The sequence below is a fragment of the Bacillus sp. FJAT-26390 genome (assembly GCF_001682865.1).
Taxonomy (GTDB): Bacteria; Bacillota; Bacilli; order Paenibacillales; family Paenibacillaceae; genus Pristimantibacillus.
Genome location: NZ_MAQX01000001.1, coordinates 577,254 through 589,857, shown reverse-complemented (window position 1 = coordinate 589,857; position 12,604 = coordinate 577,254). Strand labels below are relative to the sequence as shown.

Below are 12,604 nucleotides of genomic sequence, written 5' to 3'. Positions count from 1 at the left end.
CACGCCAACCCATGTGGTCTATCAAGCGCTGCACATGCGTACTATTTAACGTATAGGATTGTCCATTTCTTCATGACAGCAGCAAGCTTATTGCCAAGTCCGACCACGCTTTGCCCCAGCGTCTTAAAGGAGTTGAGTAGCATTGGCTAAAACGGTTCTATTAGCGTTCCTGTCCATATTGCTTGTCGCAGCTATTATTGTTCAGCCGGATGCTTCCTTTCAATCCTCGCTGCAAGGACTCACCGTATGGTGGAATATCGTATTTCCCGGCTTGCTGCCGTTTCTCGTATTATTTGAGCTGATAACCGCCTTCGGGCTTGCAAATGCGATGGGATCACTGCTCCAGCCGATGATGAGCAAATGGCTTAAGCTGCCAGGAGAAGCCGCGCCCGCAATCTTTCTAGGCTGGATGGGCGGCTACCCTGCAGGTGCAGAGGCGGTTGCTTCCTTGCGCAAAAAGAATGTCGTGTCAAAGCAACAGGGCCAGCGAATGCTAGCCCTGGCGCATATGCCCAACCCCTTGTTCATGCTCGTCGTCGTTGGCGCAGGATTTCTGCATAAGCCCATTGTTGGAGCCATCATAGCTGTAGTTGTATGGTTATCCGCGCTATGGGTGATGCTTCTAATGACAATTATAAGCCGTAAAGAACAGACCGCTAAAGCTGCCGCTCCAACTGCGAGCGATGACGAGCAACCACGCGGCATGCTTCAGCGAGCAGCCGAAGCGCTTCGCATCGGCAGGGAGCAGGACGGCCGCAGCTTCGGCAAAGCGCTGGGCGATTCCGTCACTGCAAGCGTTCAGAAGCTTATGATGATCGGCGGCTTTATGATTTTCGCCGCTGTGCTCGCTAAATTGTCCGAGCCGCTGATTGCCCCGCTTCTGGACAAAGCTGGGCTTAGCTTCATCAGCCAAGCCTTTTTTGAAGGTCATTTAGGCGCCTACTCCGCTGCTATATGGAATGCACCGGGAGCGGGAACGCTCGGCAACGCCGCCGCTATCGCTGCGGTTCTCGCATGGAGCGGTCTGTGCGGCATTTTGCAGGCGGGCTATTCCATTACCGGCACCGACATCAAGCTGCTCCCGTTTGTCGCATGGAGAATTGCTCACGCCTTGCACGCCCTTCTGTTTATGCTGCTGCTATGGAAGCCGCTCACGACGCTGCTGCGTCCTTTGCTTGCCCCAGGCGCCGTGCCAACATTCGCTGACGGCTCCATCATGCCAGACAGCTCCGCTATCGTTGCGGTCAAAGCCGGTGATCTTCCGTTTTTATGGCAGTTCTCACTGCCAGCCTGCATCCTGCTCGCCCTAATCGGCTTGCTAGTTTCCGCCATATTGCTGCCATATCGCCGAGCTGGCAAAACATGATATACAATGGATCAAATGATGGCTGTTTTCACAAAGCTGCTCAGCTCTTCGGTTTGTATTTCTCGCGTAATTGCGTCTCCACGACAGGCGGAACCAGTTCATGGACAGCCCCGTGGAATTGGGCGATTTCTTTTACAATGCTGGAGCTCAAATAAGAGTACTTAGGATTAGTCATCATAAACATCGTATCGATTTCGGCATCGAGCAGATGGTTCGTCGAAGCGAGCTGAAGCTCGTATTCAAAATCGGTTACCGAACGAATCCCTCTAATAATAACGTTAGCTTGGCGTGATTTCATAAATCGGACGAGCAGATCACGGAAGCTGTCTATCTCTACATTCGGAATATCCCGCGTAACTTCCGCAAGCAGCGCTTTGCGTTCTTCGACGCTGAACAGCGGATTTTTGCTTGAATTATTCAAAACGGCTACAATAAGCCGATCAAATTGTTTGGCGGATCTGCGAATAATGTCTAAATGACCATAAGTTACAGGATCAAAGGTACCTGGGTACACCGCTACTCGCTCTTGTTTATTCGTTGACATCTGTTACACTCCCGTCGTGACTCTCTTTGTTGGTATATTGATAAATGGACACGGCGGTATCCCCGTATTTCGCATGCTTCAGCTGCTCAAAATGCTCCATCTGCTCCGAATACCGGTGAGCGGCGTCATGCTCGACGACTATAATCGCATCCGGCTCCAGCATTTGTTTCTCTACGAGCTGTGCCATCAAGCTATCCATCGTAATCATTTTGTATGGCGGATCAAGAAAAACAAGCCGGAACTTCTGCCCCCGCTTCGCTAGCGCTTTCAATGCGCGCTCCGCATCATTCCTATAAATTTCAGCAGCGCTTCCCATCTTCGCCGTTTGCACATTTTGACGAATAACATCGATGCTTATATTTTCCCGATCAACAAACACCGTACGCTCAATCCCTCTGCTCCAAGCCTCTATGCCCAAACCGCCTGTCCCTGCAAAAAGGTCCAGCGCCAGTCCTCCGTCGAAGTAAGGTCCAATCATGCTGAAAATAGCTTCCTTTACCTTATCCGTTGTCGGCCTCGTATTCATGCCAGGCACAGCCTTCAGCGTGCGGCCCTTGGCCTCGCCCGCAATGACTCTCACTCCAATTGCCCCCTTCTATCTCATTCCAGCCTATCGTACCATAGAACCCCTTTCACAATAAAGCAGAGCCTATCAAAAAAACGGACTAACAAATGATGTATATTTCCCCAGCAAACCGGACATGATAAACTCATCGGCGTCGCAAGATGTCGTAGACAACCGCGGAGAAGACTTACGTTTCCCCATAAGCTCTTCGTCCGGTTTCTCCTCTCCCATGAAAAGGGCGCTCCGAAAGGGGCGCCCGATTTTTTGTTTAAAGCTTAAATATAATAAGTTTTTTATTATACATTCTATATACTTGTCCAATCTCTCAATAAAGCAATCCCCAAAAAAATCACTCCTCCTCATAAGCAGTCATTTCCATCGTTTTTTTTGCGATGTCAAACCCATAACCCCTGCCCATCAAAAACTGAATGCATTTTTGTTTCCACTCTCGTTCTGATTTTGTTTTTCTTTTGTAGGTTTCGATTTTACTTTTGAGCGCTTTCGCGGCTGACTCTAGCTCATCCGACTCTGATATTGCGCTGAGTGCCATATCAATGCTCGTTTGTTCAACGCCTTTTTGTTTTAGTTTTTGGGCAATCATTCGTTTGCCATTTTTCTTTAGGTTCGAGCCGTCTTTTGCAAACTTGCGCGCGTAATCTTCATCATCCACGAATTTATAATGTCTGGCCCATTCTAGTGCCTTCTGCACAACACCTTCTTCATATCCCTTTTTGGTCAATTTCTCAATAAGGATATGCTGCGTTTTATTCATCAAGTAGCTCGTAATATAGCCTTTTGCCTTCTCGAGCTCGTCTTCAAACAAAACCGACTCCAATTTTGCAGGGTCCACTTCCTGATCCACCTGGAGCTTATGTTTAGCGACTGCATAGGCAGAAACACCTACAAGAAATTGATCATCTACATATACATTAACACGATCTTTGTTCCGCTTTTGAGCTTCTACACTCGTGATCTTGGGCATGATTGTCTCCTACATTATTAGGTTTTACATGGATGCAAAACTAATATTTATATTTTTTATCATTTCATCTCTTATCTTACCAGTAATTCATGCCATCTTTATGTATTTAATATGCTTATTTTTCTACTATTTTATCTACCTCTGCTTCGTATCGAAGCGCTCAGCCCGAACCATAAGCGATGCAAAGCCGGATCATGCACCGCTGCATACCGTTCTAAGGAGATGTTCATTATGGTGCTATTTGCTATTCTTTTTGTCTTGATTGCCGCACTTAATATTTTCTTTTCTAAATTCGGATGCATATGAGATATGGTTGGATGGTAAAAGGTAATTCCGAGCCTAGCGATGCTTACATTCTAATGAGTAGGATCAGCAGTATCATTATACTGATCGTATTTTTCTTTGTTTTCCTTCGTTTCTTATTATAATTCTCTCCCCGCAAATGAATGACAGCGCAATGACAAGAAGAGGGCAACCTCTTCTTTTTTGCTCCACCCTGCTCTCTCATTCCGCCTTAGGTGTCAGTTATCCATATAAGGCTAGTATCCTATCGGAACAAACATACAATCACATAGCTCTATCAACTCATATTCTACATGGTAGTCAAGATAGGGAGGTGTTATTGATGTCTGGAAGTGAATGCGGTTCTAAAAACAGTCTTGGTTTTATTCTGGTACTGTTCATATTGTTAGTTATTGTCGCATGCAGTTGCCGCGTATTTGGCTAAATTATTAACATCTAGCGTATTTAAATTATTTGGAGGTCATATAAATCATGCACAATAAAATTGGTTTGATTCTGGTGCTTTTCATCCTACTAGTGATTGTTGTTTGCAGCTGCGGCGTATTGGGACACAATGATCGCAGAGACGAAAGAAACGACGAAAGAAAAGATGATAGAAAAGATGAGAGAAACCATGACAGAATCAATAACAGAAGTAATATCTGCAGCCATAACAACAGATGTGGATTCGGTTACTAATTTTAATGCCAGCTTTTGGCTCCGTTACAAAAATCCTCGTCAAAAGGCCCATTTTATGGGTCTTTTGTGTTTTGAACCGTTCAGAAAGCCCCCGGCTTTCTCCAGAACAACTTTTTTGGATACGCGCAATAGAGTTTGCCTTCCGTTATTTTTGAGGCCGATAACAACACTGTTTCTCTAGACCCACACCTGTTTTCTCGGCTATCATTTTATTTATCTTGTTAAGGAATTGAGGTAACGAAATGAAAAACTCTTACAATGAAATTAGACAAGGAGAAAAAGGCGCATTACTAAGTATTTTTGCATACGTTTTTTTATCAGCCTTAAAATTAATTATTGGCTATTTTACTCACTCGGAAGCTTTATCAGCGGATGGGTTAAATAACTCGACTGATATTATTGCATCCATAGCCATATTAATTGGATTGAGAATCTCTAGAAAGCCGCCGGATAAGGATCATCGATACGGCCATTATAGAGCTGAAACGATTGCTGCGCTTATAGCCTCATTTATTATGTTTGCCGTTGGACTCCAGGTACTATACCAATCCATATTAAAGTTTAAAGCCCCCATAACGGAATCCCCTGATATGATCGCGGCATGGACTGCCCTCTTCTGTGCAGCTATTATATATTTGGTTTACATCTACAATATTCGACTAGCCAAAAGAACAAACAGTCATGCCATGATGGCAGCAGCCCAAGATAACCGGTCCGATGCGTTTGTAAGCATTGGTGCTTTTATCGGCATTGTAGGCGCACAATTTGGCCTTCCTTGGTTAGATCCACTAACGGCTATCCTAGTTGGTTTTACCATTTGTAAAACAGCCTTTGATATTTTTAGCGATTCCACGCATTCACTAACGGATGGCTTTGATGACTCTGAGCTGCAAACCATAAAAAAAACCATCCACAAAGTAGACGGCGTCGAAAAAATTATTGATATAAAGGCTCGTGTCCATGGCAACAACAAATTGGTCGATGTAACGATAGGCGTCGATCAACAGCTCAATATCATTGAAGGCCATGAAATTACTGAAAAGATCGAAAAACTGATTTTCGATAAATACAACATCTCTCATGTCCACATCCACATAGAACCGTATGTCACGGCAAAAGGTTAAGCGAATGATCAATGACAACAATTACCTTCTCCACGTCCAAAACTTCCATGTTTTTTTCGGTAACTGTCTCTCCGCCCAGTTAGATAACTTTAATGCAATAAAATTAGTATGAGGATTAGGGTTTTTGGAATTATCATACAATATTAACGCAATAATTAATGCAAAAAAAACCTTTATGCCTATCCATATTTTCATCTAAGTCGCCCCTTTTTTACACATTTCGCCAAAAAGCAGGCTTTTCCTCTTTCCCTGTTGAAGAAAATGACGTTTATTTGAAACCAATTTCAAATAAACGCCCTTGCAGTCGCAGAAAAAGACCTTAATTCTCTATTGATTTAGAGGATTAAGGTCTTTTTCTGTGACATGATCGTCCATACTATCGGATTTTTCATCATCAGCTATTCGTTTAATTTGAGCTAAATCTACTCTTCTACCTCATTTGAACCTTGAAGCGGGTTGTTCTGAAGATTCAACGCAACAGCTTGTGCTTGTTGAAGAATTTGCTGCGCCAGCTGAACATCCTGCTGCTCCTGCCTGACTTGCTGCTGCGCTTGCAACACTTGCTGAGTCTCGCTTTGCAGCTGCTGCTCCGCTTCGAGCAATTCTTGATTTTCGAGCTGCAACAGTTGATGCGCTGCTTGGACTTCTTGCTGCGCTTGTTGTAGTTGCTGCATCTCCTGTTGATCTGCAGCCCATTGTTTTTGATTTACCATTAAGCGAACCTCCAATAATGATTGATTTCGTTCTTTAATGACCAATAATATGGTGCTCCTAATAACTTATTTCTATGCTTTACATTAAATGGATTGCGGTGAGCCTCAATCGATCTTCATGGTACTACATAATGTTAGTACTCTCTCCCAGCAAAAAATAGCTATATGATCATTGTAAAAAGGTGTGACCCCCTATGCGGAAATTACTGAAAGTAACCATCATTTTGTTTGGCGTTTTTATTTTTCTTTATTATGTAGGTTTTATTGGATTATGGTATATCGTTCGCAACGTTTCATTTGCACCCTAAACGAAGGAATATGAAAATAATTTTGAAGCACAATAAGATGTCTTGCTAAACGAAACCAAAAAGGAGTGCTTTTTATGCGCGAAGGTTTGATTCCTGCCGTTCTTGGAACTGTAGTTTCTGCATCTGGTGCTAAAATGCTTAATAGCAAGTACAAACTTGTTGGTGTCGGTGTCCTTGGCTTTGGTCTTGCCCATGTAATTCTTGGAGCAATCGATTTAGTTGAACATCGTTAAGTTTGGCAAGGTAACGGGGGGGCGCTTCTTGCCTCCCTTCTTATTCTTTCCATTTGGGCTTATCGCCTCGATAAAATGCCACCGTGACAAACATCCAATCACTCAGCTGCAATAGCGCATAACCTACATGGTACTTAAGATGCTGGGAGGTGAATGTTTAATGTCTGGATTCGTTGGTGGTGCTCACAACAGTATCGGTTTTATTCTTGTACTATTCATCTTATTGGTCATTATCGCTTGTAGTTGTGGATTTGGCGGCTTCGGCGGTTACTAAGAATAGTAATCTACACTCTAAATGCAACCCCTCCATGCGTTAACCGTTCATTCCTTAAGCTTACCAAGAGGCTCATTTTATGAGCCTTTTGGTCACTAAAGGCTCCCCAGTCGGCCAGCCTACATCCATAACCACTCCTTTTACATAATGCTTGCTTGCAGCCGTTCCTTCACCTTTTTCGTCTTGACAAAAAAACCGTCCAGACGGTACAGTAATGATGGAGGTGAATCCCAATGGCAATCGACAATCTAGTACCTAAACGCAAGCGTTTATTAGTAGCTGCTTCGATAATTGTTAGAGAGCAAGGCGTAGAGCATCTAACGCTAGAAGCGGTTGCGAAAGCCGCTGGAGTCAGCAAAGGCGGCTTACTCTACCATTTTCCAAGCAAAGATGCCCTTATAAACGGGATGGTCGAAGATTTAACTAACGCATTCGTAGAAGATATTCAAGACAGAGTGCACCGTGATCTTCAACCAAATGGCAGATGGAGCAGAGCCTACGTGGAATCGACCTTCAGAGGTTTTGAAGATGGATTGGAGATGAGCTCCATTCTTTCAGCAGCCCTCTTTACAAACCCTGAATTACTGCAACAGATGCAAGAGCAGTATGCGGTTTGGCAAAAAAATATCGAGAATGACGGATTGAACCCGATTCGTTCTACGATTGCCCGGCTTGCGGCGGATGGCTTATGGTTCTCGGAAATGTTCGGATTAGCTCCATTAGAGAAGGATGCCAGAGAGCTTATTTTTAATGAATTGATGGCATGGACGAAGGAGGATCATACATAATGGCATACCTATTTTTAGCTATATCCATTTTGGGCGAGCTTATTGGAACTTCGATGATTAAAGCCTCACAGGGATTTACAAAGCTTTATCCAGTCATCGCAACGTTAATAAGCTTCACGATATCATTTTACTTTTTATCTTTAGCCATGAAGACAATTCCGCTAAATACTGCTTATGCGATTTGGTCTGGCGTTGGCGCTGTCGCTACCGTTCTTATTTCTGTATTCATTTGGAAAGAGAAAATCAATGCCGGAAGCATGGTCGGAATTGGCCTGATCGTCATTGGGGTGATCGTACTGAACCTGTTTGGACCGGGCCATGATTCAGCTGATGACTCTTCAAAAACAGCGAGCGCAATGGTTCAAAAAACGAACTAAGCCATTGAAATATTGTTTCTTAATTCCACCAGCAGCCCATAACATGGGCTTTTTCTTTTGCATATCTATCCTTGTCTCTATTTAATTAACCCTTTCTCTATTAAAAAGGCATTTAGCTTATAGCAAATCGGTCCCTCTCTGCATTTGATATAGAGAGCTTCTTGAAAGTGAGGTGATCGATATGTCTCGTGTAGGTATTCCGCTTCAACCAGATTTAGTGTTAGTTTCTTGGACAAGAAACCCGCTTGTGCCCGGCTCCGCCCGTCGAGTAACCGCTGCTCGCGTAATTGGAAGCGCTCGGCCTTGTAGTTGCAAGCTGGTCCCAAACTCGCTATTAGTCCCTGCAATAAAATGTTTGAAAAAGAACGGCTTTGTTATTGTGGTCAGCAAAAAAACGACAGATGTATCCGGTTTTATCCTTTTGCAACGCGGCTAACTAGCGGATGTAAGACGCACCGCAAAGGAAAGAGCCTTCTTTTGCTGGCCCTCTTTCCTTTGCGCTGCGTTTCTCTGATCATTATGTTTGGCTAAGTGACAAACACCCAATCAGAACATCTTACCGGTGCATAACCTACAGTGTACTCAACACACGAGGAGGTGCAATGAAAAATGTCCGGTCATGTTGGCGGTGTTTTCACAAATACTGGTACAATCCTGGTCCTTTTCATTTTGTTGGTCATTATCGCGTGTAGCTGCGGGGTCTTCGGCGGCGGCTATTAATAGCTCCTTAAATTATCTCCATGCACATTCCAAACAAGCGCAAAGTTGATTTACTCCAAATAGCTTGTCAAGAGGCCCGGCATATGGGCCTTTTGTATTTTCTTCTACGCAAAGCTGCTTTCTACAAAGCACATTCCCTTCGCCAAACTTTTAAAGATGTAGTATGATGGCTTCAAATCACAAGAAATGGAGAATCATCATGAAATCGTTATTAACCGCATTGCTGACCTTATCTCTTATCCTCTCTGGCTGCGGAGCCTTATCAGTCAATCTAGAACCAAACGCTGCTAAAAACGATTTAAATGTGGATGCAACGATTCATCTGCCCACCGACCGTTACCCGGAGACGGTGGCTCATATTGCAGCAGCGATTAAGGCAGGCGCATCGGCTATCTGTACGATCGACAGAAACGGAGCAGATGCTAATCGGGATGCATCATTAAACGGTATTGCTACCAAAAAAGGCTTTGATCGTGATGAATGGCCGATGGCTATGTGCAAGGAAGGCGGGAACGGCGCACATATCGCTTACGTTTCGCCAAAGGATAATCGCGGAGCAGGTTCCTGGATCGGCAATCAACTCGCAGAACTGAAGGACGGCACACGGGTATTATTTGTAGTCGGCGATTCGGCAGCTGCTGCGGTACCCGCAGCAACTGATCAGCCGCCGGTGAAGGAAGAAACGGTTTATTATGCGAATTGCGCTGCCGCAAAAGAAGCAGGCGCAGCACCCTTACATAAAGGCGACCCTGGTTATAGCGTGAAGCTGGACCGGGATAAAGATGGCGTCGCATGCAGTTAAAACAAGTAAGCAAACCGATTAATCGGCCGATTGCTCCTTGCTCGGTTTAATGACAAACAAAGCTAGCGCACAGCAAAAAACGGCAAACGCGGCAAACAAATAAAATAACCAAGCTTCCTTATTCAGAAGCAGCGACGCCACCGGAGGACCAACTGCTACCCCTATAAAGCGAGTGCTGCTGTAGAGCGAGGTGATCGTGCCTCGCTCTTTCTTTTCGATCCCCTCTGTAATTAGCGCGTCTAAGCTAGGAAGCGCGAGGCCGATGCCTGCGCCGCTGACAAACATGAAGGCAAGCAAAAAAACAAGCCCTTTCGTATTCATAACCCCGCAAATGAACATCATGACCGCTAAAGCGGCCATCCCAATGACGATAAACCACTTCATTCTTCCCTTGTTTTCACCGACGATTTTCCCAGTAATGAACGAGGCTAGGCAAATGGCGCTTAATGGAATAGCAAGCAGCAGTCCTTTTTGTATGCCATCGATCTGATAATGGTCCTCAAGGACTGACGACAGCTCATATAGGAATCCGAACATAATAAACATCGCGATACCGCCAATCGCAAACGTTGCATAAAGCCAGCGACCCTTCTCGGCGAGTATCCGCTTGATGGATTGGAAAAAACTTTTGAGGCTATTATCCCCTTTATCCTTCTGGCCTTTCTTAGGCTCCTTCACAAGAAAAATAACGCCAATGATGGAAATCAACGATATCAGCGGAATAACGGCTAATGGAAGAAACCAATAGACCAGCGCGAGCGCCGAGCCTAATACGGGGCTGAGTACTTTTCCAAACGTATTGGACGTCTCAATCATCCCTAGCCCACTGCTTACCTCCTCCTCGCTTTCAAACATGTCTCCTACTAAAGGAAGAACGATCGGAAATGCGCCTGCCGCCCCAACCCCTTGAATAAACCTGCCGGCTAAGATGACCGCATACACATGCGACTCCATTAACCAGGCAGCGAGTCCTGAGACCAATCCTCCGATAGCCGCAATGGAGAGGCCGGTTATAATAATGATTTTCCGGCCAAAACGATCCGACAAATACCCTGCGATTGGGATACAAAGGATAGAAACTGCCGCGTATACGGTAATGATCAAGCTCGATTGCACAGAAGTAATGTGTAGTTTTTTTTGCATAAGCGGCAGTACAGGAATCAGCATGGAGTTAGCGAGCGTCATTATTAAAGGAATAGATGCTAAAGCGGCTAAGTCCCACTTTTTTTTCACAAAGGCTCCCCTTTCTCGTTCTTGCGCGCATAAATAAGCAGCACTTAACAGCACTCAGAGCTGCAATGTTTTCAAAGGTTCTTCAGCAGGCCCATCAACGACTTCGCCGCGGTATGAAAATCTGGAGCCATGGCATGGACAATCCCATGTGCGATCCCCGTTATTCCATTCCACCTCGCATCCCATATGGGTGCAGGTCGTATCCACGAGGAACAGCTTCCCTTCTGAATCCTTATATGCTCCAGCTCTTTTGCCATGAAGCTTAACGACGCTTCCTTCATCCACAGCCAAATCCTCGGGATGCTTGTGCACCAATTCAAGCTTGCCGGCAATGAGATGCTTGGCTACATCTGCGTTATCTACGATTAGATTTTTAAGGGCTCCCAACGTAGTGGGGCGTGATGGTGCATATAAACCCTCATAAACATTTTCCTTCTCCATGATTAAATCCCTGATGAGCAGCGCAGCCGCCGTACCATTCGTCATCCCCCACTTCCGATAACCGGTTGCGAGGAAAACATTTGGGGAAGAAGCGGTTATTCGGCCGATATAAGGTATGTTGTCGCCTGTAGCAAGATCCTGGGCAGACCAACGGTACGCAATTTCCTTCAGCCGAAAATGGCTTGTCGCGAATTTCCGCAGCTCCTCGTAGTGATTGATCGTACAGACCCCTTGCCCCGTCTTATGGCTTTGGCCGCCTATAAGCAGCAATTTCTCGTGCTTCGCCGTTTTGACATATCGAATGGATCGTTTCGGGTCCTCCGCGCTCAAATACATGCCCTCTGACCATTTGTCTTCCACATGGACGCCAAGCACGTATGAGCGGTCCGCATGCATTCTCGCAAAATAAAAACCAAGCCCGTCATAAAACGGAAAGTGCGTGCAGGACACAACATGCTTGCATGTCATACGACGCCCTTTGCTGGTTATAACCTGTGGATGCGCGCCAGGCTCGACATCCACGGCAGTTGTATTTTCGTAAATCGTCCCTCCCGCTTCTACAAACTTAAGCACGAGGGCGGACAAATATTGCAGCGGATGGAACTGTGCTTGATTATGCATAACGACTGCTGCTCTAGCAGGCAATTCCAGCGGAGTTTGATCCAAATAAGCTCCTGGTATCCCTAGCGCGGCGTATGCGGACATTTCCTTCTCGAGCTTATTTATGTATTCGTTGGAGTTTGTATAAACATAGGCGTCTTGTACCGAAAATCCGCAATCGATATCGTTTTGCTCAATCGTTTGCTTCATGAATTGAAGGGCCTCATGATTAGCTTTGTAATATAAGGCTGCTTTCTCTTCTCCTTCGCGCTGGATAAGCTCATCATAGATCAAATCATGCTGTGCCGTTATTTTAGCCGTCGTATGTGCCGTCGTTCCGTTTAGAAGCCGTCCCGCTTCGATGAGCACGACGCGAAGTCCCTCTATAGCAAGCAAGTACGCCGTTGTTATGCCTGAGATACCGCCGCCGACGACAACAACATCGGTTTCGAGATTTTGTTCAAGCGCGGGATAAGATGAAAGCTCGGATGAAGTTTCAATCCAGTAGGATTCCGGGTATTTGGGCAACTGATCCTTTTTTGACATTGCTGAT

14 protein-coding genes and 1 pseudogene are annotated in these 12,604 nt (G+C 45.2%); 9 read left to right on the top strand and 6 right to left on the bottom strand.

Features of this window, described 5'->3' with window-relative positions:
• Positions 1-142 precede the first annotated feature (142 nt).
• Positions 143-1,366 (top strand): nucleoside recognition domain-containing protein, encoded by a 1,224-nt coding sequence (locus A7975_RS02740; protein ID WP_065384060.1) that lies wholly within the window; start codon positions 143-145, stop codon positions 1,364-1,366.
• Positions 1,367-1,406: 40 nt separating this feature from the next.
• Here A7975_RS02740 and coaD read toward each other — a convergent pair whose 3' ends face one another.
• The 3 genes from coaD to A7975_RS02720 form a co-directional block, all read right to left on the bottom strand.
• Positions 1,407-1,910, bottom strand: a complete 504-nt coding sequence (gene coaD, locus A7975_RS02735; protein WP_053375676.1) for a pantetheine-phosphate adenylyltransferase — start codon at positions 1,908-1,910, stop codon at positions 1,407-1,409.
• A complete protein-coding gene (gene rsmD, locus A7975_RS02730) occupies positions 1,897-2,490 on the bottom strand; it encodes a 16S rRNA (guanine(966)-N(2))-methyltransferase RsmD (RefSeq protein WP_065384059.1) in 594 nt (197 codons plus the stop codon). Before rsmD ends, coaD begins: the two co-directional genes overlap by 14 nt.
• A 334-nt stretch (positions 2,491-2,824) precedes the next feature.
• Positions 2,825-3,457 (bottom strand): RecX family transcriptional regulator, encoded by a 633-nt coding sequence (locus A7975_RS02720; RefSeq protein WP_065384057.1) that lies wholly within the window; start codon positions 3,455-3,457, stop codon positions 2,825-2,827.
• A gap of 296 nt (positions 3,458-3,753) precedes the next feature.
• On the opposite strand from A7975_RS02720, the gene A7975_RS35605 reads away from it, so the two are divergent.
• The 3 genes from A7975_RS35605 (at position 3,754) to A7975_RS02710 (ending at position 5,562) form a co-directional block, all read left to right on the top strand.
• The gene (locus A7975_RS35605) at positions 3,754-3,885 is read left to right on the top strand and encodes a DUF6199 family natural product biosynthesis protein (protein WP_483295887.1); all 132 of its coding nucleotides are present in this window, start codon (positions 3,754-3,756) and stop codon (positions 3,883-3,885) included.
• A 14-nt stretch (positions 3,886-3,899) separates the two neighbouring features.
• Positions 3,900-4,184: a sporulation protein YjcZ gene (yjcZ, locus tag A7975_RS35330; RefSeq protein ID WP_082197944.1), complete on the top strand. Its 285-nt coding sequence runs from the start codon at positions 3,900-3,902 to the stop codon at positions 4,182-4,184.
• Positions 4,185-4,680: 496 nt separating this feature from the next.
• Positions 4,681-5,562 carry a cation diffusion facilitator family transporter gene (locus tag A7975_RS02710; protein ID WP_065384056.1) on the top strand — a complete coding sequence of 294 codons (882 nt, stop codon included), beginning with the start codon at positions 4,681-4,683 and terminating at the stop codon, positions 5,560-5,562.
• A 422-nt stretch (positions 5,563-5,984) separates the two neighbouring features.
• Here A7975_RS02710 and A7975_RS02705 read toward each other — a convergent pair whose 3' ends face one another.
• Entirely contained in the window at positions 5,985-6,320 is a 336-nt protein-coding gene (locus tag A7975_RS02705; RefSeq protein WP_141680182.1) for a hypothetical protein, read from the bottom strand.
• Between the two features lie 337 nt (positions 6,321-6,657).
• On the opposite strand from A7975_RS02705, the gene A7975_RS02700 reads away from it, so the two are divergent.
• The 5 genes and pseudogenes from A7975_RS02700 to A7975_RS34640 all read left to right on the top strand — a co-directional run bounded on the left by A7975_RS02700 (position 6,658) and on the right by A7975_RS34640 (position 9,777).
• Positions 6,658-6,816 (top strand): hypothetical protein, encoded by a 159-nt coding sequence (locus A7975_RS02700; RefSeq protein WP_053375666.1) that lies wholly within the window; start codon positions 6,658-6,660, stop codon positions 6,814-6,816.
• 507 nt (positions 6,817-7,323) lie between these two features.
• Positions 7,324-7,878: a TetR/AcrR family transcriptional regulator gene (locus A7975_RS02695; protein WP_065384055.1), complete on the top strand. Its 555-nt coding sequence runs from the start codon at positions 7,324-7,326 to the stop codon at positions 7,876-7,878.
• Positions 7,878-8,255 (top strand): DMT family transporter, encoded by a 378-nt coding sequence (locus tag A7975_RS02690; protein WP_065384054.1) that lies wholly within the window; start codon positions 7,878-7,880, stop codon positions 8,253-8,255. The genes A7975_RS02695 and A7975_RS02690 overlap by 1 nt, the downstream gene beginning before the upstream one ends.
• Before the next feature lie 886 nt (positions 8,256-9,141).
• A pseudogene (locus A7975_RS02685) lies at positions 9,142-9,597 on the top strand (NucA/NucB deoxyribonuclease domain-containing protein); the annotation flags it as partial.
• 48 nt (positions 9,598-9,645) lie between these two features.
• Positions 9,646-9,777, top strand: coding sequence for an excalibur calcium-binding domain-containing protein (locus A7975_RS34640; RefSeq protein WP_255314206.1), 132 nt, complete (start codon positions 9,646-9,648; stop codon positions 9,775-9,777).
• An 18-nt stretch (positions 9,778-9,795) separates the two neighbouring features.
• On the opposite strand, the gene A7975_RS02680 is transcribed toward A7975_RS34640, so the two are convergent.
• Positions 9,796-11,010 carry an MFS transporter gene (locus A7975_RS02680; protein ID WP_483295886.1) on the bottom strand — a complete coding sequence of 405 codons (1,215 nt, stop codon included), beginning with the start codon at positions 11,008-11,010 and terminating at the stop codon, positions 9,796-9,798.
• A 54-nt stretch (positions 11,011-11,064) separates the two neighbouring features.
• Positions 11,065-12,597: an FAD-dependent oxidoreductase gene (locus A7975_RS02675; protein ID WP_065384051.1), complete on the bottom strand. Its 1,533-nt coding sequence runs from the start codon at positions 12,595-12,597 to the stop codon at positions 11,065-11,067.
• Positions 12,598-12,604: the final 7 nt, after the last annotated feature.

What these genes read in the sequence shown, in the direction of transcription:
- coaD (WP_053375676.1), bottom strand. Translation starts at nt 1,910, where the DNA reads ATGTCAACGAATAAACAAGAGCGAGTAGCGGTGTACCCAGGTACCTTT.
- A7975_RS02720 (WP_065384057.1), bottom strand. Translation starts at nt 3,457, where the DNA reads ATGCCCAAGATCACGAGTGTAGAAGCTCAAAAGCGGAACAAAGATCGT.
- A7975_RS35605 (WP_483295887.1), top strand. Translation starts at nt 3,754, where the DNA reads ATGCATATGAGATATGGTTGGATGGTAAAAGGTAATTCCGAGCCTAGC.
- yjcZ (WP_082197944.1), top strand. Translation starts at nt 3,900, where the DNA reads ATGAATGACAGCGCAATGACAAGAAGAGGGCAACCTCTTCTTTTTTGC.
- A7975_RS02710 (WP_065384056.1), top strand. Translation starts at nt 4,681, where the DNA reads ATGAAAAACTCTTACAATGAAATTAGACAAGGAGAAAAAGGCGCATTA.
- A7975_RS02700 (WP_053375666.1), top strand. Translation starts at nt 6,658, where the DNA reads ATGCGCGAAGGTTTGATTCCTGCCGTTCTTGGAACTGTAGTTTCTGCA.
- A7975_RS02695 (WP_065384055.1), top strand. Translation starts at nt 7,324, where the DNA reads ATGGCAATCGACAATCTAGTACCTAAACGCAAGCGTTTATTAGTAGCT.
- A7975_RS02690 (WP_065384054.1), top strand. Translation starts at nt 7,878, where the DNA reads ATGGCATACCTATTTTTAGCTATATCCATTTTGGGCGAGCTTATTGGA.
- A7975_RS02675 (WP_065384051.1), bottom strand. Translation starts at nt 12,597, where the DNA reads ATGTCAAAAAAGGATCAGTTGCCCAAATACCCGGAATCCTACTGGATT.